This is a genomic window from Novosphingobium silvae, assembly GCF_009856825.1.
Lineage (GTDB): Bacteria > Pseudomonadota > Alphaproteobacteria > Sphingomonadales > Sphingomonadaceae > Novosphingobium > Novosphingobium silvae.
In genome coordinates this window covers 52,614-77,036 of record NZ_WVTD01000011.1, presented here as the reverse complement: position 1 = coordinate 77,036, position 24,423 = coordinate 52,614, and the positions used below count along the sequence as shown (strand labels likewise).

Below are 24,423 nucleotides of genomic sequence, written 5' to 3'. Positions count from 1 at the left end.
GCTCCGTTTACTGCCGGTCGGCCAGTCGCTCCGCCAGCAGCATGGCGAGGTCGCGCCGCGCCACCTTGTTCGAATGCAGCAGCGGCACTTCCTCGCGCGTCAGTTCGACATAGGCGCGCGGCACCTTGTAGGCGGATAGCCGGCGGCGCAGCTCGGCCTTGATCCGCGTGAAGTCCAGCCGTGCCCCATCGCGCGCGACGACTGCGGCCACCAGCAGCGCGCCGCGCTCCTTGTCGGGGATGCCGACGACATAGGCGCTATGCACGCCGTCGAGCGACTGCATCTCCATCTCGACCTCGGCGGGAGAGACGTTGGAGCTGGCCACCTTGATCATGTCGCCCGCGCGCCCCACGAAGTGGACGCGCCGGCCCTCTGCCCGCTTCTCGATCATGCACATGTCACCCGTGCGGTAGTAACCGTCGGAAGTGTAGTGCTCGGACCTCTCGATCTTGTGCAGCCCGCTCGCGACCGGGTAGCCTCGCACCTGCATCTCTCCGACCACATCGGGCTGAACCGCCCGGTCCTGCGCATCGGCGATGCGAATTTCGTAGCCGGGAGCGAAATGATCCATCGGCGCGCATACCGGATAGCCCGGCGCGCGGAAGTCGATCCCCCAGGAATAGGGCCCCAGCGTCTCGCTCATGCCAAGGCCCCACCAGGGCTTCGGCCCGCGGATCAGCGCAAGGTCTTCCTCGGCGAGCACGCTGCCCATGGCGAAGCGGCTGTTCGTCAGCGTGCGCTCGGTACAGACGACGACCGATCCCGCCTCGAGGCCCGGTAAAAGGTACATCATCAAACCGCCGACCCAGAACATCGGCAGCATGCAGGGAACGCGGGCACCCTGCTGATGGCCGATCATCTGCCGCATGGTATGGCTGCGGAACAGCACCGGGCCGTGCGCGTGCCGCACGCCCTTGGGCAGCGCCATCGATCCCGAGGTGTATATCTCAACCATCTGGTCGCTGGTGTGGACCTCGGCCTCGATCTCGAGCAGCAGGTCCTCTCCCACGGTCACTGCCGCATCGTTCAGGAAGGTGCGGTTGGCGATGCCTTCGGCAAGCCCTTCCCCCTCGGAGACGACCCACCGCAGGTACGGCACCCGCGCCAGTCGCAGAGCAGTGCTGTCCTGCCCCTCGATCTCCGGCAACGCCTCGAGGGTACGCTGCGCCAGATCCTTTCCCAGCAGGGTGCGCTGAACAATCACGCCCTGCACGTCGCTTTGTCGAAGGACGCGAACGAGTTCGTTCGACCGGATCAGCGTGCTGATCGGAACCGCGACCGCTCCGATCCGGCTGATCGCCGCCAGACAGACGGCAAAGTCCGGCCCGTTGCCCTGAATGAAGCCCACTCGCGCGCCCTTGCCGATCCCGCGGGCAAGAAGACCGCGAGCCAGGAGGGAGGAGCGCGCGTCAAGCTCGTGGTACGTGATGGACGAGCGGACTTGGCCTTCATCCTCCAGCACGACAGCGACCGCATCGCCATAGGCTGCGGCCGCCGCGCGCAAGAGCTGGGGAAAGGTCGCCGCCTCCCCTGGTGTCTCCCCATGCACCCAATCGCTCGGCTCCCTCAGCGCGCTGCCGGAAGCCGCAAGAGGCGTTTCGCTGCTCATTCTCTCGCTCCCTTACGCGCGGGCTAAGGCGAACATCGACATGAGCGCAGCTCGTCCGGTTGAATTCGCCATTTCAAATCCAGCGTCGATATGGAGGATTATGCAAGTGAGCTGCAACCGCTCACGCGTGAATACCGCTCGGGCGGCGTGCCCTTACCCGGCCATCAGCTTTCCGCGAAAGTGTAGGGCTGCGCGGCACGGCGGTATTCATCGGCAAGCACGTCGCGGCCGATGGGCGGGACGGAACGAGCAGTGCATTCCGCACGCTGGCACAGGCGGCAGGTTACGCCGATGGGGGTCGGCCGTTCGCGTGCCGGGTCGGCCTTGTCAACGTAGACCAGTCGGCCGGCGTGCTCGGCCGCGCAGGCAAGTGCCACCGCCCGCAGCACTCGTGGTGCTCCATGACCGGTAGCCCCGCCCCTTACCGTGCGAGCGATCGAGAAGAAGCGTTCGCCGCCGGGCAGTTCAAGCCATTGGGTAACGATCTCGCCCGGACGGCGGAAGACCTGATGGACGGTCCACAAGGGGCAGCCGCCTCCGTGCGCAGCGAACGGGAAGCCCGCCCCGTCAAGCCGCTTGGAGACGTTCCCGGCCTCGTCCACGCGGATGAAGAAGAAGCCCACGCGCTCGTCCCCGGGCCGCTGGAGCGTTGTAAGGCGATGGGCCACCTGCTCGAAGCTGGCGCCGAACAGCGCGCAGAGCGCATCGATGTCGTAGCCGCGCTGCTCCACCGCCCGTGCAAACGCAGTGTAGGGCATGACGATGGCTGCCGCCGCATACCCCGCCAGCGCTCGCAGGAGCAGCGCGGCGGCGGTGCGGCTCGAGAAGGACTCCGCCCGGATCGCCTGCTTGATCTCTGCCCGCAGAACCGAGTGCGCGATGTGCGTGGCGATCTGGAACGCGCGGCTGGCCGCGTCGAGCGTGTCCGCGATCAGCAACTGCTGGTTATGGCGATCGAAGCGGCGCAGCGAATCGACCAGTACGCTTGGCGGCAGGAAACGAACGCGCACCCCCTTGCCCGCCAGCCACTGCGTCGCTCCGCCTGCGTTCTCGATCTCTGCGGCCAGATCCTCGGCCCGGGTATCGAGGACGTGGAAGTAGTTGCGGTTCGCGGCAAGGAAGCGCTGGGCCTCCCGGACCGGTTCGTTCTCGTCCACTCCCGGACCTGCGGAGCGCTGCTCGGCCAGAGCCTGCGCTTCGCGGACATAGGCCTGGTGAAGGCGCAGCAGTGCTTCGGATATGCCGGGAAAGCTCATCGCCAGGTCGGCCACCTCCAGACGAGGCAGGTCAATGTCGGCGAAGATGGGGTCGCGCAGCACTTCGGCCAGGCGGCGGGCATAGTCTTCGCCCTCGTCCCCGGCGATCTCTGCCATGTCGAGGCGATAGGTCCGCGCCAGCCGCAGCAGCATGTCTGCCGTGACCGGCCGCTGGTTGCGTTCAAGAAGCGCGACGTAGCTGGGCGAGATCGCGAGGTCCGCGGCCATGCCCTGCTGCGTCAGGCCCAATTCACGGCGCAGGCGCCGCAGGCGCGGGCCAAGGTACAGGGGGCGGTTTTCTGCCATCGCGGCGCATTCTGTCATGCCGCGACAACTTTACAAGGAACATCTGTAAAGTTTGACAGCAACACTTCGGAGACGGTTCCGGCACTCCTGCGTGCAGACTACCTCGGGTCCATCGAACGCCATCGCTTCGGCAGAAGGAACCCGGATCGTGACCTACCAGAACAAGATTATCGAAGCTGACACCACCATCGGCAAGGAGGCACGCTGGGACGGTATCGAGGCCGAGTCGGTCGCCCGTATGCGCCTGCAGAACCGCTTTCGCACCGGGCTCGACATTGCGCGCTACACCGCGCGCATCATGCGCGAGGACATGGCCGCATACGACCGGGATCCTGCCAACTACACCCAGTCTCTCGGCTGCTGGCACGGGTTCATCGGCCAGCAGAAGATGATCTCCATCAAGAAGCACTTCGGCACCACCAAGGGCCGCTACCTGTATCTTTCAGGCTGGATGGTCGCGGCGCTGCGCAGCGAGTTCGGGCCGCTTCCCGACCAGTCTATGCATGAGAAGACATCCGTCCCGGCGCTGATCGAGGAACTCTACACGTTCCTGCGGCAGGCCGACGCCCGTGAACTGGGAATGATGTTCCGCGAGCTGGACAAGGCCCGTGCGGCCGGCGACGAAATGGAGGCCAAGCGCCTTGAACATGCCGTCGACACGTATGAGACGCATGTCGTTCCGATCATCGCCGACATCGACGCCGGCTTCGGCAATGCGGAGGCGACTTACCTCCTTGCCAAGAAGTTCATCGAGGCGGGAGCGTGCTGCATCCAGATCGAGAACCAGGTGTCCGACGAGAAGCAGTGCGGCCATCAGGACGGCAAGGTCACTGTCCCGCATGAGGACTTCATCGCCAAGATTCGCGCGGTCCGCTATGCCTTCCTCGAACTTGGCGTGGACGATGGCCTGATCGTGGCGCGCACCGACTCGTTGGGCGCAGGCCTCACCAAGCAGATCGCCTTCACTCGCGAAGCCGGCGACATCGGTGACAGGTACAACGCCTTCCTCGACTGCGAGGAGATCGATCCCTCCGTCATCGGCCACGGCGATGTCCTGATCAGCCGCGATGGCAAGCTGATGAAGCCCAGGCGGCTGCCCAGCAACCTCTACCAGTTCCGCCCCGGAACGGGCGAGGACCGCTGCGTGCTGGACTGCATCCATGCGCTGGAGAACGGCGCGGACCTGCTCTGGATCGAAACCGAGAAGCCGCACATCGGTCAGATCGGCGGAATGGTCCGGCGCATCCGTGAGGTGATCCCCAAGGCCAAGCTGGTCTACAACAATTCGCCCAGCTTCAACTGGACGCTGAACTTCCGCCAGCAGGTGTTCGATGCCTGGGAAGCGGATGGAAAGGACGTCTCCGCCTACGACCGCGCGAGGCTGATGAGCCTGGACTATGATGATACCGCCCTTGCGCAGGAGGCTGACGAGCGCATCCGCACGTTCCAAAAGGACGCGGCGCGCGAAGCGGGCATCTTCCACCACCTCATCACGCTTCCGACCTATCACACGGCGGCGCTGTCGACCGACAATCTCGCGCGGGAGTACTTCGGCGAGGCCGGCATGCTCGGCTACGTCAAGGGCGTTCAGCGCCAGGAGATCCGGCAGGGCATCGCCTGCGTGAAGCACCAGAACATGGCCGGCTCCGACATCGGCGACGACCACAAGGAGTACTTTGCGGGCGAGGCCGCGCTGAAGGCAGGCGGCGCGCACAACACGATGAACCAGTTCGCGGCCTGACGCAGCGAAGCGGGGCAACCACACAACGCAAGCAAGGAAAGGAATGAGCATGACGACCATGACCGCAGAACCGGCCCGCGCCCGCGCAGTGCTATCGAACGAGGACTTCAAGCTACTGCAGGAGGCCGTCCTGTACTATCTCAAGGCGCACGAGGACGATCCCATTTCGTCCAAGTACTCCAACCTCTATCACCGCCTCGGCAGCGCATCGCGCCGCTGAAGCAACAGTTTTCCTGGGGAGGAAAGCTTGGCCCGTCGTGTTCCGGCACGGCGGGCCATCGGCATGGCGCCCGCCCCGCGCAAGCGCGAGACATGAATCCGCGGCTCCGCAGTTTCCCGGAAGGCAGCATCAGACGGTGGCAACCCGAAGCGTAATAGTGACGGGGCATGAGCGCTCCGGGTTCGACACACTTCCTCCAGGTCCTTCTCTGCGTCAGGGACCAGCATCGCCCCGAGATGGTGCTCCTTGCGGTGCTGGCCTGCGCCCTTGCTTCCGGCAAGGCGATGTCGCTGCTCAATCAGGCTGTTGCCGCAAGCGGACGAGCCCGGCGTGCGCACCGGCGCACGCTCTGCCTGCTTGGCGGCCTCATGCTCGGGTTCGGCGGATGGTCTGCGCACTTCATCACCATCCTTGGCTACGACAGCGGCTTCGTCGCCGGCTACTCGCTTGTTCTAACCGCCGTATCGCTGCTGGTGGGTATCGGGGGAGCGCAAGTGGCCCTCTGGTTCGCGGTCCAGTCACGCACCCTGGCGGGGCGCGCGTCGGCGGCCCTGATGCTCAGCGCCGGTCTCGCCGCGATGCACTACACCGGGATGGCGGGACTGCGCGTGCCCGCGCTCCTGCAGTGGGACTGGCACCTCGTCGCCGCCTCCGTGCTGCTGCCGGTCGCGCTATTGCTCCCGGCACTTGGCATCGCTCTTCGCGCCAAGCGCCACCGGCACATCTTCGCAGCGACGGCGCTGACGTCCCTTGCTGTCCTTGTGCTGCATTTCACCGGGACGGCCGCGCTCAGCTTCATCCCGTCACGCGTTCTTGCCGAACACCGCTTCTCGATACCCCAGGAAACGCTCGCAGCCTGGCTCTGCGTCGTCTCCCTGGTCATCGTCGCGATCAACGTGCTCATCCATCGGGCCCGCCAGCGCGCGCACTCGGCCAGGTTACTCGGAGAACGCCAGGTCTCGATGCTGCTGAAGGGCAGTTCGGATCATGCCATCTGCATGCTGGATCGCAGTGGCCGCGTGGCGCAGTGGAACGCGGGCGGGCTGTCTCTCATCGGTTACGAAGAGGAGGAAGCCATTGGCTGTCCTCTCGCCTGCTTCTTCACCGCGGAGGATCGCGCCGGCGGCCGGCCCGAGCGCGCCATAGCGGAGGCCGACGCGAACGGCATCGCCAAGGGGGAATGGATCTGCGTGCGCCGCGACGGCTCGCACTTTTGGGCACATGGCACGATCGAGAAGGTGTGCGACGAGGAAGGCTCGGTGATCGGCTATTCGCTCATCACCCGCGACATCACCCGGATCAAGGAAGCACAGGACGCCCTGGCCGAGAAGTCGGGCCAGCTCGACACGGCCCTGGAGCACATGAGCCAGGGACTGTGCATGTTCGACGCGCAGGAGCGCCTCGTGCTGGCGAACCGCGCCTTCTACCGGATCTGGAACATCCCGCAGGAGCGCTGCCAGCCCGGCACCACGCTGACCCAGCTTGCCTATGCCGGCTTCTTCTCCGCCGACTATCGACCCGCGCAGACGCTGGAAATGATCCGCAAGTCCATCGCCCGCGCTCATGCGTCCGACGGGAACCCGAGCTGGCACCTCGACGTCAGCGACGAACTCGTGCTGGCGATCAGCGAGCGGCCTGTCCCCGGCGGCGGGTGGATCGTCACGTTCGAGGACATCACCCGCCAGCGCCGTTCCGAAGCGAAGATCGCGCACATGGCCATGCACGATGCGCTGACCGGCCTGCCGAACCGCGCGCGGTTCCACGCCAGGCTAGACGAGATGATCGCGCAGGCGGCACGGGCCGGGGAGAAGGTCGCGGTCATCGCGATAGACCTCGATCGGTTCAAGGAGATCAACGACACTTTCGGTCACGCAGCCGGCGATCGCCTGCTGCGTGCGCTTGCCGAGCGCTTCAGCGCCACCCGGCGCGAGAACGAAGCGATCGCGCGCCTGGGCGGCGACGAATTCGCGGCGGCACTCCGTTTCAGCCGCCGCAGCGAACTGAACGACTTCATCGCTCGCATCCAGAACTGCATCGGCACCCCCGTGGCGGACGAGGGGCAGCCGCTTGGGGTGGGTGCGAGCCTTGGGATCGCGCTGTTCCCGCAGCACAGCACCGCGCGCGAGACGCTGCTCAACAACGCGGACCTTGCGATGTACCGGGCCAAGGCCACGCTGGGCGAAACCGTGTGCTTCTTCGAAACCGGCATGGATGAAAGCGCGCGCGAGCGGCGCCAGCTCGCCAGCGACCTCCGGCAGGCAGCGGCGCGCGGAGAACTGAGCCTGCTGTACCAGCCGCAGCGCTCGCTTCATACGGGCGAGCTTGCCGGCTACGAGGCGCTGCTGCGCTGGACACATCCCCGCCGCGGCCTCGTCTCGCCCGCCGAGTTCATTCCCATCGCCGAGGAAACCGGCGAGATGATCCCGCTGGGCGAATGGGTGCTCCGCCAGGCCTGCACCGAAGCGCGTACCTGGCCCGGCGGCGAGAAGGTGGCGGTCAACCTTTCCGCGATCCAGTTCCTCCAGCCCGACCTCGTCGGCATGGTTCGCGCCATCCTTCTTGAAACAGGGCTGCCTGCGCGCCGCCTTGAGCTGGAGATCACCGAAACCGCCATCATCCATGACAAGCTGCGCGCGCTTCACTGCCTGCGCGGGATCAAGGCCATGGGGGTGAGCGTGGCCATCGACGATTTCGGCACGGGCTACTCCTCGCTCGACACGCTGCAGTCGTTTCCCTTCGACAAGATCAAGATCGACAAGTCCTTCCTCCTGAAATCCGAAGGCAGCGCCCAGGCTCGCGCCATCATCCGGGCCGTGCTCGCGCTGGGGCGCAGTCTCGAAATTCCGGTGCTTGCCGAGGGCATCGAGACCGAAGGCCAGCTGCGTGTCCTGGAGGCCGAGGGCTGCGACGAGGGACAGGGATACTACTTCGGTCGTCCCGCCCGCGCGCCCAGCCTCGAGAGTGGGCAAGCAAGCGGCGGGTGAGGCGAAATCCGAATGCGATTAAAACTTTGTTATCCCTGTCACGCCGCGGATTTCGGGGCTCGGCCGGCCCGGCCTTGAATGGAAAATTAACTCCCCGTCCAATACTCTAGGTGAAACCAGGTGAGATCGGGCGTGTATTTGGGGCTGAAACGCGAAGAGGGGAAAGCGCAGGCGCCCGGCACGCCGGGTGATCGGGGCGATGCACCGTCGCTGGACATTGCACTCCAGGCAGCTTCGCTCGCCGAGGCGCGCCTGCGTGAAGCGATCGAGGCCATGCCGCAGGGCATTGTCTTCCTTGACGCGGAGGACCGCTATATCCTCTGGAACGAGAGGTACGCCCAGATATACGAGCGCTCCGCCGACCTGCTGCAGCCCGGCGCCCGGCTCGAGGATGCCTTGCGCATCGGCATCTCGCGCGGTGACTACCCCGATGCGGTCGGCCGCGAAGAGGAGTGGCTGGGCGAGCGCATAGCGCACCTCCACCGTCCCGGCGTACGGCACGAGCAGCGACTTTCAAACGGCCGTTGCATCATGATCGAGGAGCGCCGCATCGGCGGCGGCGGCACCATCGGCATCCGCGTGGACATCACCGACCTCAAGCAGAAGGAAGAGACATTCCGCCTGCTGTTCGAGCGCAATCCGCTGTCCATGCTCGTCTACGACATCGAAACGGGGCGCATCCGCGCCGCAAACGAAGCGGCGTGCGCCCTGTTCGGCCATGCGCCCGGCGGCATGGACGGGATGGACGCGCGCGACCTTTTCCCCGAGGCACACCAGCTCGCCGCGTCGGCCCGGCTGCGCGCCGACACCACCGACGTCTGCGAGCCGCGCGACCTTTTCCCCGAGGCACACCAGCTCGCCGCGTCGGCCCGGCTGCGCGCCGACACCACCGACGTCTGCGAGCCGCGCGACCACTGGCCGATGCTGCGCAGCGACGGCACCTGCATCGATGCCGTCATCGCAACGCGCCGCTCGGAGCTGGACGACTACGCCGGCACGATCGTCTCCATCTTCGATGTTACCGAGCGCCGCCGCATCGAGCAGCGCATGGCCCATATGGCGCGGCACGACGAGCTGACCGGCCTGGCCAATCGCGCTCATTGCCGCGAACACCTGCACCGGCTGCTTGCCGACAACGCCGGACGTCCCAGCGGCGGCGAGACGGTCACTCTCGCCCTGGTCGACCTCGATCACTTCAAGCCCGTCAACGACACGTACGGCCACCACTTCGGCGACATGGTGCTGACCGAAGCGGCGGAACGGATGCGCGAACTCATCCCACCCGAGGCGCTCCTCTGTCGCATCGGCGGCGACGAGTTCGCAGTGATTTTCCGCCGATCGAGCCTTACCCAGGCAGAGCTTGTCTCGAAGTCGATCATCACCACCCTGTCCGAGCCGTTCTTCGTGCAAGGGCACATGATCCACATCGGCGCCACCGTCGGCTTTGCGTCCTCCCCCTACGACAGCCGAGAGGGCGAGACGCTCATGCGCTACGCCGATCTTGCGCTTTACGCCGCAAAGGGGGAGCGACGCGGAACGTGCCGTGGTTTCGAAGCCAGCATGGATGCCGCCGCACAGGAGAAGAACCGGCTCGAGCAGGACCTGCGAGCCGCAGTCCGCGAAGGGCAGCTCGCCGTTCACTACCAGCCCATCGTGGATCTCCAGACGGGAGCGGTGGAATGCTACGAGGCGCTGCTGCGCTGGCAGCATCCCGGCCGCGGCGCCGTGCCGCCCGATGTCTTCGTGCCGCTTGCGGAGGAAATGGGGCTGATCGACCAGATCGGCCGCTTCGTGCTCGCCAGTGCCTGCCGGGCGGCGATGGGCTGGCCGGAGCACGTCAAGGTAGCGGTCAACGTCTCTCCGTTGCAGTTCCGCAACGGCAACCTCCTCAGCACCGTGATCAACGCGCTGTCATCGTCGGGCCTGCCTGCCGAGCGGCTGGAACTGGAGATCACCGAGGCCGTGCTGATGGAGAAGGGGCCGCGTCCCGCCGCCATCATCCGCAACCTGCGGGCCTTCGGGATCGGCATTTCCCTGGATGATTTCGGCACCGGGTATTCCTCGCTCAGCTACCTGCTCAATTACCCCTTCACCAAGATCAAGATCGACAAGTCGTTCATCCTGAACCTGCAGGAGGAGCCCAACTCGCGCGCCGTGATCCGGGCGGTCATCGGGCTTGGCCGCAGCCTCGGCCTCACGGTCGCGGCCGAAGGCATCGAGCGCGAGATCGAGCGCGACTACCTGCGCGGCGAAGGCTGTACGCAGGGACAGGGTTATCTTTTCGGCAAGGCGGAAGCCGCAACCACCGCGCACGGCAAGGAAACCCGCGCGGCCTGACGCATGCCCGGTCCGTGTCGACACGTCGCGGCAACCTGTAGCCGGGCGCATCCGTTTGGACCGCATCCTTGCCGGAGCCGCCGATGAACCTGCCCGCCGACACTTCCAGCCGCACCGTCGCCACCCTGACGATGAACCCCACCATTGACGTGTCCTACGACGTCGAGCGCGTGCGCCACACGCACAAGATGCGCACCGACAACGAATGGTATGCGCCCGGCGGCGGCGGGATCAACGTGGCGCGCGTGCTTTCCCGGCTCGGCACGCCTTCACGCTGCATCTACACTGCCGGCGGAGCCACGGGCCCTGCCCTCGACGGCCTGATAGACCGGCACCAGCTTGCCCGTACCCGCATCCCCATCGAAGGGCCGACCCGCGTCGCTTCCGCCGTACTGGAGCGGGAGACCGGCAAGGAATATCGCTTCACCCCTCAGGGGCCGCATCTGGGTGAAGATGAGTGCCGCGCCTGTCTGGCCGCCTTGGAGGAAGTCGAATGCGGCACGCTCGTACTCAGCGGCTCGCTGCCGCCGGGGGTACCGGACGACTTCTACGCGCACGCGACCGCACTGATGCGAAAGCGCGGTGTCGCTGTGGTTCTGGACAGCTCGGGGAAGGCGCTTGCGAGCGGCATAGAAGGCGGTGGACTGCTGCTGGTAAAGCCGAGCCAGGGCGAACTTGCCGCCTTCGTGGGGCGGCCTCTCGAGAACCTCGAGGCGATCGGCGCGGCTGCGATGGCGATCGTGGAGGCGGGCAGGGCGCAACTGGTCGCCGTCACCATGGGCCATGAGGGCGCCGTGCTCGCAAGAAAGAGCGGGCCGCTGCTCCTGCCAGCCCTGAAGATCGAGGCTGCCAGCGCGGTGGGCGCGGGCGACAGCTTCGTTGCAGGAATGGTCCACGCTCTTGTGAACGGCCACGATGAACTCGAGGCTTTCCGGTGGGGTATCGCGGCGGGCTCAGCCGCTGTCCTGCGCGCCGGCACCGATCTTGCCCGTCCCGACGACATCAAGCGTCTGCTGGAACAGGTCGGGGCACCTGTGGCTCACGGAGAAGTCGAAGCCGGCGTTTTCAGACGATGATCGCGCGCCGGCAGAACTCCCACAGATCATCGGCCAGTCCCTCGCGCTCGGCAGGATCGGCAGCCCCACCCTCCTCCGCCAGAAGAACCGTATGGACGGTGGTGGACACGAGGTTGTAGATCAGACGAGCCTGCAGCTGGGGATCGGCGCTGCGGAACAGGCCTTGCCCCACCCCTTCCGCCACCTGGCCCGCGATCACGTCGAGCAGCGGCTCCAGCGCCGAATTCAACTCGGCGGGCCGGGTCTGGGCGAGGCGAAGATGCTCGCGGCTGAGCGCGGCCCCACGCCGGTTGGCCCCCATCCGATCCTGTCCGAGCTGGCCGACGACAATGCCGGTGACCACGATTTCCAAAGCCTCCAGCGGCCCTTTGCAGCGAGCGGTCATCTCGCGGAACTGCAGCGCGGCAGCGCGTAGTGAACTGTCGAACACCGCCAGCACCAGGTCGTCCTTGCCCTGAAAGCGCTCGTAGAAGGCCCGCCGCGCGAGTCCCGCGCGGGCCAGCACGGCTCTGATCGTCAGGCCCTCGAGCCCGGATTCGTCCAGCAGGTCGTAAGCGGCGCGGATCAGCAGCCGGGTTCTGTCCTGCTCCTTGTCGGCAGGTGCGGGAAGCGTGAAGAGCGAAGGAAACGACTTGACCATCGCTCCCTGCGCTAGTGCGTCATTGCCCGTCGGTCCAGCCGCCCTTCATTGACTTGAGCGGTCAACTCGGCCTACTAAGTACGAGAACGTCGTTCTCCTCTGCATAAGAAGCAGGCGGCGGAACCACGGAACTGAAGAGGAAGAGGAGCCATGGCGAAGGTCACTTATGTCGATCACACCGGAGCAGCGACGCAGGTCGATGTCGCGGTGGGCGAGAACGTCATGCGGGGCGCGCTCTACAACGGGATCGAGGGGATCATCGGAGAGTGTGGCGGCGGCCTCTCCTGTGCCACGTGCCACTGCTACGTCGATCCGGAGTGGACCGTGGAGGCGGGCGGCCCCTCCTCCGAAGCGGAAGCCGAACTGCTCGAATCCGCCGCGGCCGAAGTGAGGCCCTCAAGCCGCCTCTCGTGCCAGTTGGTGGTGACCGATGCGCTGGACGGGTTGGTCGTTCACATGCCCGAGCACCAGTTCTGATCGCAACGAGAGAGAGGAACAACCATGCCCATCGACGCCGCCAATCCCGTTCCCCCCGCCTTCCCGCGTCATGTCGGAATGGACCAGGTGCCCGATCATGTTCCCCCCGAACTCGTCCGGCAGTCAGGTCTCACTATCGGGCCTGACTTCCTGGCCAGCCCGCACGACTTCATGGCGGCGATGCACGACAAGCAACCGCCGATCTACTACGACGTCAGCCCGATGGGGAACATGTGGCACCTGATAAAGCACGAGGATGCGATCTTCGGACTGCGCCATCCGGAGATCTTCTCAAACGAAGGCGCTACCCCCTTCCCGCGCGATCCCGAGGATTACTTCTACTTCATCCCGATCGAAATAGATCCGCCGCACCACCGCAAGTACCGCAACATCGTGGACCCGGTGTTCAGTCCGCAGGGCGTGCTGAAGCTGGAAACTCAAATCCGAAAGCGCGCCAACGATCTCCTGGACACGATCGAGGCGCGTGTCGCGGCCGGTGAAACCTGCGAGTTCACCGAGGAGTACGGTCGCCCTCTGCCCGTCTCCGTCTTCCTCGACATCATGGGCCTGCCCCAGTCCATGCGCGACGAGTTCGTGGACTGGGCCGTGCAGCTTCTGCACTCGAACGACCGTGCGATCATGGCGGAATCGATGCAGAAGATCACCGCCTACCTCAAGAGCGCAATCGAGGAGAAGAAGGCCCGTCCCGACGACGGCGTGGTAAGCCGGATCGCCCATGCAGCACCCGATGGCGCGCCACTGTCGGACAAGGAAATCTTCGGCTTCGTCTGCTTTCTGTTCATTGGCGGACTGGACACTGTGTTCGCGACGATGAACAACATCTGGCTCTATCTTGCCCAAAATCCGGACAAGGTCGAGGAGATCCACCAGCGTCCCGACGACATCGACAAGATCGTGGAAGAATTGCTGCGCCGCTGGTCGGTAACCTTTTCGGGCCGTGTGCTGGACCAGGACTATGAGATGCGCGGCGTCCGGATGAAGAAGGGAGACCGGGTGACTTTCGTGCTGCCCGCCTGCAACTTCGATCCGGACGTCTTCCCCAATCCGAAGGAAGTGGACTTCGACCGTCCGCGTAAGACGATACTCGCCTTCACCGTGGGGGTGCACAGTTGCATGGGCGCGCACCTCGCCCGCCTCGAGGTGAAGATCGGCCTGCAGGAATGGCTGAAGCGCATTCCTCGCTTTTCCGTAAAGGCAGGTACGCAGATCGAGTACCGTCCCGGCGGCGTCATCGGCCCGGAACATCTGCCGCTGGTCTGGTGAGGATCATCGAGGGCCCGCGTTGAATGCTCCGCCGACGGGACCTCACGGGAGAAGACGACGCGCGCCATACTGGCAGGGTCAAGGAGCGGGACGGGGAGATTGCGACGTCCTGACTTGTCGTCACCGAGATGTCCCGCCCGTGTCTGCGATGTGACAGTTCATGGAAATTTCATGCTGCGCAGCACGGACGTGAGATTCGACTTGGCGAAGCCGAAATTCTGCGGCAATGTGGCCCGTGAAAGGTTCTTGCAACCTTACCGGTGTTGGGAGAGAGCGCGCCGGGGAAAACAAACCCCGGCGCGCCGATTTTCTCGCAGCTGCAGCATGACGGCGCAGCGCTTCTTCACCTGACAATCTCCCTGATTTTCTCGGCCGACGCAAGTGCCGATTGTTTGATCGGATATGCGATGCGTGGCTGCACTGCCGCAGCGCAGCATCTTTCTCGCGAGCGCAAGTGCCGCGACTCGCGCATTGCAGGGGCGGCCAGGTCTGGTTAAACGCCCGCCATCCTTTTGCTCCCGAGGTTCCGGACCTTTCCTTGACCCGCGCCGATACCGCCCGCCAGCTCTGGTCCATCGCCTTGCCCGCTATGCTGACGAATGTCGCGACAGCGCTGTTTGGACTGGCGGACATGTGGGCCATCGGGCGACTGGGCGATGCATCGGCGCAGGGCGCGGTGGAACTCGGCGCCAAGTTCATGCTCGGCCTGCTGAACGTCTTCAACTTCCTGCGGATGAGCACTGTCGCCCTCACCGCGCAGGAAAGCGGGCGGGAAGCGGGCGGCTCCACGCAGCGCGCACAGGGAGAGACACTGGTGCGCGCCATGGCGGTGGCCCTTGCGATCGGTGCGGTCCTGTTGGTCGCCATGCCATGGACGATCGGCGCCGGGCTCGACCTGCTGGAGGCGACAGGCCCGATGCGCGGACAGGCGCAGACCTATATCTTCATCCGCTACTGGTCGGGGCCAGTCTGGCTCGCCAACTGCGTACTCGTGGGCTGGCTGATCGGGCGGCGGCGCCTGCGCTTCGTGCTCGGCGTGGAAATCACGGCGAACCTCGTACACATCGCCCTGGACCTGGTTCTGGTGCTGGTCGCAGGCTGGGGCGTCGCCGGAGTAGCCGGCGCGACGCTCTGTTCCGAGGTCCTGAAGCTCGCCCTGCTCGCAACCGTGGTGGCGCGCGAGGGGGCGGTGCACCAGGCGCTGGCCGCCGCGGCGCGCCGGTCCACCTGGGCGAGGGCGGACCTGCTGCGCCTCTTTGCCCTCAACCGCGACCTGTTCATGCGCACGGTGCTGATCACCGCCGCGCTTCTCCTGTTCGCCCGCAGCGGAGCGCAGGCCGGCCCTGTGACGCTTGCCGCCAACGGCATCCTGTTCCAGCTCTTCATGCTTTCCACACTGCTCCTCGATGGTTTCGAAAGCGCCGCTCAGGTGCTCTGCGGCGAGGCTGTGGGGGCCGGCAGGAAGGCCCGGTTCGATGCCGCGATGCGCGCGGCTCTTGTCTCGGGCGGGGCGGCGGGGCTGGCGCTGTCGATCTTCTATGCGCTGGGCGGCGGATGGCTGGCATCGGCCTTCAGCACCGATCCGCAGGTTATCGCAGCAAGCCGCGACTATGCGGTGTGGCTCGCGGCCATGCCGCTCCTCAGCGTCGCGTCTTTCGTGCTCGACGGTGTGTTCGTGGGCGCGGGATGGACACGCGCGATGCTGGGAACGATGGCGGCGGCGATGGCGCTCTACCTTGGCCTGCTCTGGCTGCTGGAGCCCTTCGGAAACCATGGGCTGTGGATGGCCTTCGCCGTGCTTTTCGCCGCACGCGCGGCCGGACAGGCGGTGGTTCTGCCCGGACTTGTCCGCCGCGCGTTCAGCGATTCCTGAAAACCAGCACGAGGTTGTTCGCGGGCATCTCGACCAACCGGTCGAAGGCAATGCCATGATCGGCCGCGCAGGCCCGCACGTCTTCCACACTGCGCAGGCCCCACTCCGCGTTGCGGCGCCTCAGGTCCTCGTCGAATGCCATGTTCCCCGGCTCCAGCGCATGTCCTTCGCGCCGGAACGGTCCATAGAGCACGAGCGCCCCGTCCGGCGCCAGCACAACCGCAGCCCCCGCCATCAGTCCCTGGGTCGCGGCCCAAGGGCTGATGTGGGCCATGTTGATGCACAGCACCGCCTCGACCCTGCCGACGGTATCCGGCCAATCCACGTCCGCAGCATCGAGCGGAAGGGGCGGAAGCAAGTTCGCGCAGCCTGCCTCCTCGCGCCAGGCAGAGACGGACTCTCGCGCGCCTGCGTCCGGATCGGTCGGCTGCCACACGAGGCCGGGCAGCGCGGCAGCGAAGAATGCCGCATGCTCGCCCGTGCCGCTGGCCACTTCCAGCACCCTGCCCGTCGCTGGCAGAACGCCGCGCAGCACGTCGAGAATGGGGCCGCGGTTGCGGGCGGCGGCAGGCGAGTGGCGGCGAGGAGCGTGCTTCATCGCCAAGGCATGGAGGCGCGCACCGCCGCAGGCAAGGCCCGCCGCGCCGCGCAGATGGAACGGCCGGACGGAAGAGCGAGTGGGGGCTCGCGAGACTGTTGCTCGAGAGGCTGGGGGATGCCTCTCCTTCCGTCCGGCCGAACTCTCAGTGTCCGCCGGAAGCCGGCTTGGCGTTCCTGGGCGGACGCGGAGCGAGCCAGATCGTGCATGCAGCGATGAACAGGGCCACCGCCGAGATCTGGAAGATGTGCACGGTCGCCAGGGCCAGACCCTGCTGCGCCACGAGTTGATCGATCAAGCCGCGCGCCTGGTCCATGGAGAAGCCCGTGTCCTGTAGCGTCCTTGCCACCTGCCCCTGCCCGTTGAGCGTGCCGACCATTTCCGCCCGGTTAGTGGTCGCAAGATCGCTCCAGATCGTGGTGATGATGGCCGTCGCCACTGCGCCCGCCAGCGTGCGTCCGAAGTTGGCGATGCCCGCCGCCGAAGCGGTTTCCTCCGGCAGCACCGCCGAGAGGCTGATGGTGGTAAGCGGCACCATGAACAGCGAGACGCCCGCCCCCTGGATCAGCTGTGGGAAGGCGATCGTCCAGAACGTCGCGTCGGTCGACCAGTACGTGCGCACCCAGGCGCAGACCCCGAGCCACGCGATCCCGATGAACACGAGCAGGCGCGGGTCGTACTTCTGCATCAGCTTGGGCACGAAGGGCGAGGCGATGACGGCCAGGACACCGGCGAACGCCATGGCATAGCCCGCCTGCGTCGCGGTGTAGCCCATCGAGGTCTGCAGCCACTGCGGAATGACCACGACAGCCGAGAAGTAGGTCCCGAACGCGATCATCAGCGACAGCGTAGCGGCGGTGAAACCGCGATGACGGAAGACCTTCAGGTCCACGATGGGGTGCTCCTCCGTCAGCTCCCAAATCACGAAGCCGCAGAAGAAGATCGCGGCGGTGCAGGCCAGCGCGATGATCTCGGTGGAGGCGAACCAGTCTTCCTCTCGGCCAAGGTCGAGCATCATCTGGAACGCGCCGACCCAGATCACCAGCAGCACGAGGCCGACCACATCGATGGGCAGCTTCTGCAGCGGCGTATGCACGCCCTTGAGCAGGTGCATCAGCGCGAAGAAGATGATCAGCACGATCGGCACGTTGATGAAGAAGATCCACTCCCACGACCAGTTGTCAGAAATGGAACCGCCCAGGATCGGGCCAATAATTGGCGCGGTGACGACCGTCATCGCCCACATCGCCATTGCCTTTGAATGCATTTCCTTGGGGAAGATGCGCAGCATGAGCGTCTGCGTGAGCGGCATGAGCGGACCGCCGCAAAGGCCCTGCCCCAGACGGAACGCCACCAGCATGCCGAGCGTGCTCGACATGCCGCACAAAGCCGAGAAGACGCCGAAACCGGCAAGGCTCACGAGGAACGTACGCACCGCTCCGAAGCGACCCGTGATCCACCCGGTCAGCGGCACGCAGATCGCCTCGGCAACCGCGTACGAGGTGATAACCCAGGTGCCGCTCGAGTTCGAGACGGCAAGGCCGCCCGCGATGTGCGGTACCGAGACGTTGGCGATCGTCATGTCGAGCACGACGATGAAGTTGGCCATGGCGAGAACGAAGCCCGCCAGGACGAGCCGCGCGCCGGTGAACTGCGGCTCAGCCGGCGCGCGCGCCGGATTGCCCGCTGCCGCGCTCGCCATCAGTCCTTACTCGTCAGGTCGATCTCGGCTTCCATCGAAAGGCCGATCCGCAGCGGGTGCTGCTTGAGCTCGCGCGGGTCCAGCTCGATGCGCACCGGTAGGCGCTGCACGACCTTGATCCAGTTGCCGGTCGCGTTTTGCGCCGGGATCAGCGAGAACGCCGCGCCCGTGCCGCCCGAAAAGCCGACGACCCTGCCATGGTACTTCACATCGTCGCCGTAGAAGTCGGAGGTAACAATCGCGGTCTGGCCCGAGCGGACCTTGCCGAGCTGGTCTTCCTTGAAGTTGGCATCGACGTAGAGCTGGCCGACCGGCACGATCATCATCGCGACCGTGCCCGCTTCCACCTTCTGCCCGACCTGGATCGAACGGCGCGCGATGACACCGTCGATCGGCGCGCGGACCACGGTGCGTTCCATCGCCAGCTTGGCGTTGGCGAGCTGCGCCTTGGCGAGCAGGATCTCGGGCGCGGTCTGGTTGGAGGTGCCGCGCGTCAGGGCAACGGCCGCTTCTTCCTGGCGGCGGGCGCTGTTGGTGTTGGCGCGCGCCTGGACGACGGCGGCGGCGGCTTCCTGTGCAGCGGCGCGGGCAGACGCGAGCGCCTGGCGAGCGGAGGTCAGTTCCTCTCCCGAGACGGCGCCGCCTTCGGCCAGCGCGGCGCGGCGGCGATAGTCTTCCTGCGCACGTTCCAGCGTGGCCTGCGCCGAAGCCTGCTTGGCCTGCGCGGAGCTGATCTGCGCTGCGCTGGCATCGGCTGCGGCGCCCAGCGCGTTGTTATTGGCAAGCGACTGGCCATACCGACGGGTGGCATATTCGACCTGGGCCTGCGCCTGCGCGAGCGAGATGCGCTGGTCCTTGTCGTCCAGGCGGAACAGGATCTGCCCCCTGCGCACCGGCTGCGTGTCGGTGACGAGCACTTCCACCACCTGTCCGGCCGTGAGCGGGGTCACCTCCGCGCTCTCTCCACCGACGTAGGCGTTGTCTGTCGATACCGAGCGGCTGCCGATGAAGATGTCGTACAGGAGCACGGCGGCGGCGATCACCACCACCGCCACTGCCAGACCGATCAGCAGCGGCTTGCGGTTCTTCTTGCCGACCACGCTTCCGCCCGACGGCCGCGAAGGCGCACCCTCGTTGTCTGCAGGGGCAGCAGGCTGGTGCTGCACATCATCACTCATCGTCGGAAGCCTTCTTGCTGGAATTGTCTTCGAACCCGCCGCCAAGTGCGCGCTGCAGCGCGACCTCCAGGGCGAGGGTACGGAAATGGGCATCGATCGCGGCCCGGCGCGCTTCCAGCGCGGCAGTCTGCGACGTCAGTGCATCGAGGTAGTTGGAAAGCCCGCCACGGAAGCGCTGCATGGATAGATCGTAGGCGATCTGCGCCGTGCGGGCAGCTTCTGCCGCATCGACTTCCTGACTGGACGCAGCCTCACGGCTGGCGAGCGCATCGGCGACTTCCTGAAGGGCGCCGACCACGGTCTCGTTGTAGTTGGCTACTGCCGCGTCATAGCCGCCGCGCGCCTGCGTGTATTGGCCCCTCAGGCGTCCGCCCTGGAAGATCGGCAGGCTGAGGGCACCGCCCACGTTGCCGTAGGTGGAACCGCTGTCGATCAGGTTGGAGAGCCCAAGCGAGGTCAGGCCGAACAGCCCGCGAAGCGAGATGTTGGGCATGTACGCCGCCTTGGCCTGATCGATGCGCGCACCCGCCGCCTCGGCGCGCAGGCGCGCGGCGACGATGTCGGGCCGCCGACCCGCAAGGGCGATGCCCGCATCTGCGGGAATACCCGAGACCGGGACTGTGGCGATGGCGGGAGGCGTAATGGCAAGCCCCCGGTCGGGGCCCTTGCCGAGCAGCGCCGCGAGCGCATGACGGCGCAGCAGCACCTGCTCCTCGTTCGCAGAAAGCTCCGCGCGCGATGCGGCGGCGGCGGACTCTGCACGGCGGAGAGGGGCAAGATTGTCGAGCCCCTCGCGAGCGCGCTGGCCAGTGAGGTCCACGAAAGAACGCCGCGCCTCGGTCGCGTCCGAGAGCGCCCTGCCCCGCTCCAGCAGACGCGCCAGGTCGAAGTAGGAGGAAACGACATTGCTGGAGATCATCAGCTCCGCCTGCCTGGCGTCGGCCTCGGCAGCTTCGGCCTCGGAAGTCGCCGCCGCAAGCGCCTTGCGGTTCGCCCCCCAGAGATCGAGGTCGAAATCGCCCGAAAGCGCAAGAGTGCCCGTGCTTTTCCAGCCCTTGGGAACGAAGTCGCTCGGGACTCCGTTGTTGTAGCTCTGCTTGGTCAGCCCGCCGGACGCTTGCCCCCCAAGCGTCGGCAGGAGGTCGGCTCCGGCCACACCTGCCGCGCCCCGCGCCTGGCGGATACGCGCCTGCGCAAGAGCGACACTGGGGGATCCGGCGAGCGCCTCCTCGACCAGCGCGTCGAGCTGGGGATCGCCGTAGACCGTCCACCAGCGCTCCTGCGGCCACTCCGTGGCCGCCCGCGCGGAAGCAAGCGCCTTGGTAGATTCAAGCGCACCTGGCGTTGTGAGCTGCGGGCGCGGACCAAGGTCGGGCGCCATGCATCCGGCCAGGGAAAGGGAGATCGCCAGCAGCGAAGCCGCCGCGAATCGTGGTTTGATTTGCGTACTCATCGGTACATTTTTTACGAAGTGTTGCTTGAACCTGTCAAACGAAAAGCGTACTGAGTGGTACGACTATGACGGAATTGATGGGAAAACGAGAGCTCAACAAGGCACGCAAGCGCGACGAGATCGTGAAGGTCGCCACGCGCCTCTTCTTCAAGCAGGGCTATGCGGCCACAACAATGTCCGCGATCGCTGACGCGCTTGGCGGGTCCAAAGCCACGCTTTGGGCCCATTTTGCCGCAAAGGAAGATCTCTTCGCCGCCGTGATCGACAAGCACGTCGAAACATTCTCGCGCGATATCGACGAGGTACTGACCGGGCAGACGTTCTCCCCGGCCTCGCTGCGGCGGGCATGCCTGCGCTTCATCGACTGCCTGCAGAATGAAAATTCGATGCTCCTGTACCGGCTCGTGGTTGCCGAAGGGGAGCGTTTCCCCGAAATCAACGAGATGTTCTATGCGCGGGGGCCTTCGAAAATGCGCGCGTGCATCACCGAGTTCTTCGCCACCCGCTTTCGGCCCCAAGACGCGGAACGGCTGACGCAGGTCACCGTCGCTGCCGTGCTCGGCTACCGCTCGGACCTGCTGATCCGTCCCGGCGGCAGCGGCACGAAAACGCAGCACGAGGCCTTCATCGACAATCTGATGGCGCACCTGTCATTCCCGCCCGAAAAGGACGTGGCAGCAGGCTAGGACGTCTCGGCTCACCATCCGGCTTTCGCCCGGGCGATGCCTCCCGGGCGTTCCCATTCGGGATTGGACGCCCGAACCTCTGATCGGTCATCCTCCCCGGAGCAGGAGAGGACGAAGACCATGAGCGACGGTACATCCGCAGTGATCCGCGAAGCTCGCAAGGACTGGGCAACCGAACACCGCGAGATGTATCTCGCATCGGGCGGCGCGCACGGACACATCATGGACATCACGCCTGTGGGCGGTCGGTCCTTCGCTACGCACTGCCTCATCAAGTACACCGGTCGCAAGAGCGGGAAGGTCTTCATCACGCCCCTTTGCTATGCCGACATCGGCGGCGAGGTGGTGATCTGCGCATCCAAGGGCGGGGCCGACCATCACCCTGCCTGGTATCTTAACCTCCTCGATAGCGACATGGTGGAGTTCCAGATCGCCACTCAGGCTTTCCGCGGCACCTGGCGCGAGCCGCAAGGTACCGAGCGTGACAAGGTCTGGACCTTCATGACAGACTGCCACCCCTTCTACGCTGACTACCAGAAGGCGACGGACAGGGTTATCCCGCTGGTCATGATGAAGGCGCTCGAAGCGATCCCAGTCTTCAAGCTAAGCGATGCCACCGGCACGCGCCAGTACTGACCTTTCCGAAGAACCATGCCGCCCTGTCCGACGCCTTCGGCGCGTTCGACATTGACCAGCACGGCGGCAACCCGATGGACATCTTGCCTTGCGCGAGGCGCTCGCCGCCAGCGACATCCGCCGCCGGGTTCACGCGATGCACCACCTTAACCTCGTTCTCTACGATCCCGAAAGCGCCGCCCCAGTCGCTGGGAAAGCCGGCCTGACCGTCAGGAGAACAGCGCGCCGTCCCTGGAAACGGTTTCCACGCGACCGGCAATCCACACCTCGCCATCCGCTTCCTGCGAGCAGTGCACCAGCCCATTGGCGCCGGTCATGCGGCCTTGCGCGGCGACGTAGCTGCCGCTCGCCAGGTTCTGCGCGAAAAGGTACTGCGCCACTGCCGCATTGAGGCTGCCGGTGACCGGGTCTTCCACCATTCGCCCCGACGCGTCTGCGAAGAATGCCCTTACCTCGAACTGCGCGGTTCCTCCCGGAGCGCATGGCCCCAGAAGCGCGACGTCGGTGCCCGGATCCGCCCGCGAGGCAGGCTGGGCCGCCAGCACGGCATCCGACGACGCGAGGTGAAGCAGCTTCCAGCCCGGTCCGTTCGAGGCATGGACGCCAGCGACCAGCACCGCTTCATCCGCTCCGGTCAGCCGCAGCGTCTCCGTAAGATCGTCGGCATCAAGCGGGCCTGACCGGATCAGCGGCGGTGCACGGAACGCCAGGCGCCTCTCTTCGCGTTCGCGCACTTCAACCAGCCCGACGCCGCATTCCTGCACCACCTGGCCAGCGCGCTTCGGCACTCCGCCCGCGGCAAGCCAGGCATGAGCCGATCCCAGTGTCGGGTGTCCGGCGAACGGCAGTTCCCCCGCTGGTGGCGTTACCAGATCAAACCACGCAGCCAATGAGGGCAGACACACATGCGTAAAGTCATTCTCGCCGCCACTATGATGGCGCTCACCGTCCCGGCCATGACCGCCGTCACCGTTCCCGCCGAAGCGCGCGATCACCGCAAGTATCACCGCACCAGCGACGGCGTGCGTTACTGGCGCGGCAACGACGGCCGCTATCGCTGCAAGAAGAAGAACGGCACCACCGGCCTTCTTATCGGCGGTGTTGCTGGTGCCCTGGCCGGACGTGCGATCGACACCCGCGGCGATCGTACGGTCGGCACGCTTCTCGGTGCCGCGGGCGGCGCGGTGGTCGGCCGTGAGATCGATCGCGGCGGTTCGGGCTCGCGCTGCCGCTGATAGCGGCCTGCGTACTCAAAGTTCCCTGAGCGAAAAGCGCGTCGTCCAAGCGGACGGCGCGCTTTTTTGTGCCGAGGCGGGTCTTGGCAGCGCCTTGCAAGCGATGCCGTCGCCCGGGAGGCCATTGAACAGGCGCGGGTACGATGAACGATCTTGCTCGCAACGAGCCCTTCCATAGATGGCTCGCCTATGCTCCAAGAGGCTGATGTTCCAGCCGCTTGCGCCCCTCCCATCTACTTCCTTCCGGCAGGCACACGCGATCAGCCTTCCGGCTCGCCCCAGACCGCAAGGACTGTCCGGAGGCGAGCGAAGGGCAGCAAGGCAGGGCAAGCGATGAGCGCCATCGCCGCTCGACCTGCGATGCTGGTAACCGGCGGCGCGAAGCGGATCGGCGCGGCCATCGCAAGGGCTTTCGGCGAAGCCGGCTGGCACGTCATCATCCACTACGGCCGCTCGCGCGAGCAGGCGGAGGCGCTGGCGGCGGAACTGCCCAGCGCCGAGATCGTCTCTGCCGACCTCGACGACTGGATCGAAGGGCCCGCGATGGTCGAGGCGCTTGCTGCCAGGCTGGACGACTGGCGGGTTCTGGTGAACTGCGCCGGAGTATTCGACATCGACAGCGCACAGACGCTCGATCCCGATGTCTTCACCTCCGCCATGCGCGTCAATGCCGCCACACCGACAAGGCTGGGGCAGGCTTTCCTGGCGAGCGCCAGAGCGTTGGGCGGACGCCGGCTGATCCACGTCACCGACCAGAAGCTGCTCAACCCCAATCCCGATTTCTTTTCCTATACAATGAGCAAGCATGCGCTGGCCGCGACCATCCCGATGTTGTCGATGGCCCGTCTGGACAGCCGCGACCGTGTCTACGGCATCGCGCCCGGAGCCATTCTCGCCAGCCATGACCAGACCGAGGCGGAAGCCGAAATCTCGCATCGGATGAACCTGCTGCATCGCCGGGCAACGGCACAGGACGTTGCGGGCGCAGCGCTGTTCCTTGCCGGCGGATGGCTAGCAAGCGGCGAGACGCTTTTCGTCGATTCCGGCCAGCATCTGACCGCACAGCCGCGCGACGTGCTGTTCCTCGCCCGCCAGTAGACCCGGCGTGCTGAATGCGGGTTACGCAACCGGC

At 65.9% G+C, this 24,423-nt stretch carries 20 protein-coding genes; 12 read left to right on the top strand and 8 right to left on the bottom strand.

The features are described 5' to 3' along the window. Positions 1–7 precede the first annotated feature (7 nt). Positions 8–1,609, bottom strand: a complete 1,602-nt coding sequence (locus tag GR702_RS14575; RefSeq protein WP_160986625.1) for a class I adenylate-forming enzyme family protein — start codon at positions 1,607–1,609, stop codon at positions 8–10. A 164-nt stretch (positions 1,610–1,773) separates the two neighbouring features. After that, a complete protein-coding gene (locus tag GR702_RS14570; protein ID WP_160986624.1) occupies positions 1,774–3,171 on the bottom strand; it encodes a helix-turn-helix domain-containing protein in 1,398 nt (465 codons plus the stop codon). Between the two features lie 148 nt (positions 3,172–3,319). On the opposite strand from GR702_RS14570, the gene GR702_RS14565 reads away from it, so the two are divergent. The 5 genes from GR702_RS14565 to GR702_RS14550 all read left to right on the top strand — a co-directional run bounded on the left by GR702_RS14565 (position 3,320) and on the right by GR702_RS14550 (position 11,529). Then, positions 3,320–4,912 carry an isocitrate lyase gene (locus GR702_RS14565; protein ID WP_160986623.1) on the top strand — a complete coding sequence of 531 codons (1,593 nt, stop codon included), beginning with the start codon at positions 3,320–3,322 and terminating at the stop codon, positions 4,910–4,912. A gap of 49 nt (positions 4,913–4,961) precedes the next feature. Beyond that, positions 4,962–5,132, top strand: coding sequence for a hypothetical protein (locus GR702_RS22100; RefSeq protein ID WP_202408284.1), 171 nt, complete (start codon positions 4,962–4,964; stop codon positions 5,130–5,132). A gap of 167 nt (positions 5,133–5,299) precedes the next feature. Beyond that, positions 5,300–8,116, top strand: coding sequence for a bifunctional diguanylate cyclase/phosphodiesterase (locus GR702_RS14560; protein WP_160986622.1), 2,817 nt, complete (start codon positions 5,300–5,302; stop codon positions 8,114–8,116). A 138-nt stretch (positions 8,117–8,254) separates the two neighbouring features. Beyond that, complete coding sequence (locus GR702_RS14555; RefSeq protein WP_202408283.1) at positions 8,255–10,453, top strand: sensor domain-containing protein; 2,199 nt, start codon at positions 8,255–8,257, stop codon at positions 10,451–10,453. Positions 10,454–10,536: 83 nt separating this feature from the next. After that, positions 10,537–11,529 (top strand): 1-phosphofructokinase family hexose kinase, encoded by a 993-nt coding sequence (locus tag GR702_RS14550; RefSeq protein WP_237449720.1) that lies wholly within the window; start codon positions 10,537–10,539, stop codon positions 11,527–11,529. Here the strand turns inward: GR702_RS14550 and GR702_RS14545 are convergent. Next, positions 11,519–12,169 (bottom strand): TetR/AcrR family transcriptional regulator, encoded by a 651-nt coding sequence (locus tag GR702_RS14545; protein ID WP_160986621.1) that lies wholly within the window; start codon positions 12,167–12,169, stop codon positions 11,519–11,521. The two genes, GR702_RS14550 and GR702_RS14545, sit on opposite strands and share 11 nt — an antisense overlap. Before the next feature lie 150 nt (positions 12,170–12,319). Here GR702_RS14545 and GR702_RS14540 point away from each other — a divergent pair, with 150 nt between their 5' ends. From GR702_RS14540 to GR702_RS14530, 3 genes are all read left to right on the top strand, one after another. Beyond that, complete coding sequence (locus GR702_RS14540; protein WP_160986620.1) at positions 12,320–12,646, top strand: 2Fe-2S iron-sulfur cluster-binding protein; 327 nt, start codon at positions 12,320–12,322, stop codon at positions 12,644–12,646. A gap of 24 nt (positions 12,647–12,670) precedes the next feature. Next, positions 12,671–13,930 (top strand): cytochrome P450, encoded by a 1,260-nt coding sequence (locus GR702_RS14535; RefSeq protein ID WP_160986619.1) that lies wholly within the window; start codon positions 12,671–12,673, stop codon positions 13,928–13,930. A gap of 538 nt (positions 13,931–14,468) precedes the next feature. Next, the gene (locus tag GR702_RS14530; RefSeq protein WP_237449719.1) at positions 14,469–15,803 is read left to right on the top strand and encodes an MATE family efflux transporter; all 1,335 of its coding nucleotides are present in this window, start codon (positions 14,469–14,471) and stop codon (positions 15,801–15,803) included. Here GR702_RS14530 and GR702_RS14525 read toward each other — a convergent pair. The 4 genes from GR702_RS14525 to GR702_RS14510 form a co-directional block, all read right to left on the bottom strand. Continuing rightward, the gene (locus GR702_RS14525; RefSeq protein ID WP_160986618.1) at positions 15,790–16,401 is read right to left on the bottom strand and encodes a DUF938 domain-containing protein; all 612 of its coding nucleotides are present in this window, start codon (positions 16,399–16,401) and stop codon (positions 15,790–15,792) included. The two genes, GR702_RS14530 and GR702_RS14525, sit on opposite strands and share 14 nt — an antisense overlap. Positions 16,402–16,546: 145 nt before the next feature. Then, positions 16,547–18,103: a DHA2 family efflux MFS transporter permease subunit gene (locus GR702_RS14520; RefSeq protein WP_160986617.1), complete on the bottom strand. Its 1,557-nt coding sequence runs from the start codon at positions 18,101–18,103 to the stop codon at positions 16,547–16,549. Next, complete coding sequence (locus tag GR702_RS14515) at positions 18,103–19,281, bottom strand: HlyD family secretion protein (RefSeq protein ID WP_160986616.1); 1,179 nt, start codon at positions 19,279–19,281, stop codon at positions 18,103–18,105. Before GR702_RS14515 ends, GR702_RS14520 begins: the two co-directional genes overlap by 1 nt. Then, positions 19,274–20,734, bottom strand: coding sequence for an efflux transporter outer membrane subunit (locus tag GR702_RS14510; protein WP_160986615.1), 1,461 nt, complete (start codon positions 20,732–20,734; stop codon positions 19,274–19,276). The genes GR702_RS14515 and GR702_RS14510 overlap by 8 nt, the downstream gene beginning before the upstream one ends. Positions 20,735–20,811: 77 nt before the next feature. Between GR702_RS14510 and GR702_RS14505 the strand changes: the two genes are divergently transcribed. Together GR702_RS14505 and GR702_RS14500 are read left to right on the top strand one after the other, a co-directional pair. Beyond that, on the top strand, positions 20,812–21,420 hold the full coding sequence (locus GR702_RS14505; protein WP_160986614.1) for a TetR/AcrR family transcriptional regulator: 609 nt from the start codon (positions 20,812–20,814) through the stop codon (positions 21,418–21,420). Positions 21,421–21,540: 120 nt separating this feature from the next. Beyond that, on the top strand, positions 21,541–22,056 hold the full coding sequence (locus tag GR702_RS14500) for a nitroreductase/quinone reductase family protein (protein ID WP_160986613.1): 516 nt from the start codon (positions 21,541–21,543) through the stop codon (positions 22,054–22,056). A 209-nt stretch (positions 22,057–22,265) separates the two neighbouring features. On the opposite strand, the gene GR702_RS14495 is transcribed toward GR702_RS14500, so the two are convergent. After that, complete coding sequence (locus tag GR702_RS14495) at positions 22,266–22,961, bottom strand: PhzF family phenazine biosynthesis protein (protein ID WP_337192612.1); 696 nt, start codon at positions 22,959–22,961, stop codon at positions 22,266–22,268. On the opposite strand from GR702_RS14495, the gene GR702_RS14490 reads away from it, so the two are divergent. Further along, positions 22,962–23,291, top strand: coding sequence for a glycine zipper 2TM domain-containing protein (locus GR702_RS14490; RefSeq protein WP_160986611.1), 330 nt, complete (start codon positions 22,962–22,964; stop codon positions 23,289–23,291). Between the two features lie 333 nt (positions 23,292–23,624). Beyond that, entirely contained in the window at positions 23,625–24,389 is a 765-nt protein-coding gene (locus tag GR702_RS14485; RefSeq protein WP_160986610.1) for an SDR family oxidoreductase, read from the top strand. Positions 24,390–24,423 lie beyond the last annotated feature (34 nt).

Excerpts from the sequence above, each read along its gene's own strand:
- GR702_RS14510 (WP_160986615.1), bottom strand. The coding sequence starts at position 20,734 with ATGAGTACGCAAATCAAACCACGATTCGCGGCGGCTTCGCTGCTGGCG.
- GR702_RS22100 (WP_202408284.1), top strand. The coding sequence starts at position 4,962 with ATGACGACCATGACCGCAGAACCGGCCCGCGCCCGCGCAGTGCTATCG.
- GR702_RS14490 (WP_160986611.1), top strand. The coding sequence starts at position 22,962 with ATGCGTAAAGTCATTCTCGCCGCCACTATGATGGCGCTCACCGTCCCG.
- GR702_RS14560 (WP_160986622.1), top strand. The coding sequence starts at position 5,300 with ATGAGCGCTCCGGGTTCGACACACTTCCTCCAGGTCCTTCTCTGCGTC.
- GR702_RS14500 (WP_160986613.1), top strand. The coding sequence starts at position 21,541 with ATGAGCGACGGTACATCCGCAGTGATCCGCGAAGCTCGCAAGGACTGG.
- GR702_RS14535 (WP_160986619.1), top strand. The coding sequence starts at position 12,671 with ATGCCCATCGACGCCGCCAATCCCGTTCCCCCCGCCTTCCCGCGTCAT.
- GR702_RS14570 (WP_160986624.1), bottom strand. The coding sequence starts at position 3,171 with ATGGCAGAAAACCGCCCCCTGTACCTTGGCCCGCGCCTGCGGCGCCTG.
- GR702_RS14525 (WP_160986618.1), bottom strand. The coding sequence starts at position 16,401 with ATGAAGCACGCTCCTCGCCGCCACTCGCCTGCCGCCGCCCGCAACCGC.
- GR702_RS14575 (WP_160986625.1), bottom strand. The coding sequence starts at position 1,609 with ATGAGCAGCGAAACGCCTCTTGCGGCTTCCGGCAGCGCGCTGAGGGAG.
- GR702_RS14485 (WP_160986610.1), top strand. The coding sequence starts at position 23,625 with ATGAGCGCCATCGCCGCTCGACCTGCGATGCTGGTAACCGGCGGCGCG.
- GR702_RS14515 (WP_160986616.1), bottom strand. The coding sequence starts at position 19,281 with ATGAGTGATGATGTGCAGCACCAGCCTGCTGCCCCTGCAGACAACGAG.
- GR702_RS14540 (WP_160986620.1), top strand. The coding sequence starts at position 12,320 with ATGGCGAAGGTCACTTATGTCGATCACACCGGAGCAGCGACGCAGGTC.
- GR702_RS14520 (WP_160986617.1), bottom strand. The coding sequence starts at position 18,103 with ATGGCGAGCGCGGCAGCGGGCAATCCGGCGCGCGCGCCGGCTGAGCCG.
- GR702_RS14545 (WP_160986621.1), bottom strand. The coding sequence starts at position 12,169 with ATGGTCAAGTCGTTTCCTTCGCTCTTCACGCTTCCCGCACCTGCCGAC.
- GR702_RS14505 (WP_160986614.1), top strand. The coding sequence starts at position 20,812 with ATGGGAAAACGAGAGCTCAACAAGGCACGCAAGCGCGACGAGATCGTG.
- GR702_RS14550 (WP_237449720.1), top strand. The coding sequence starts at position 10,537 with ATGAACCTGCCCGCCGACACTTCCAGCCGCACCGTCGCCACCCTGACG.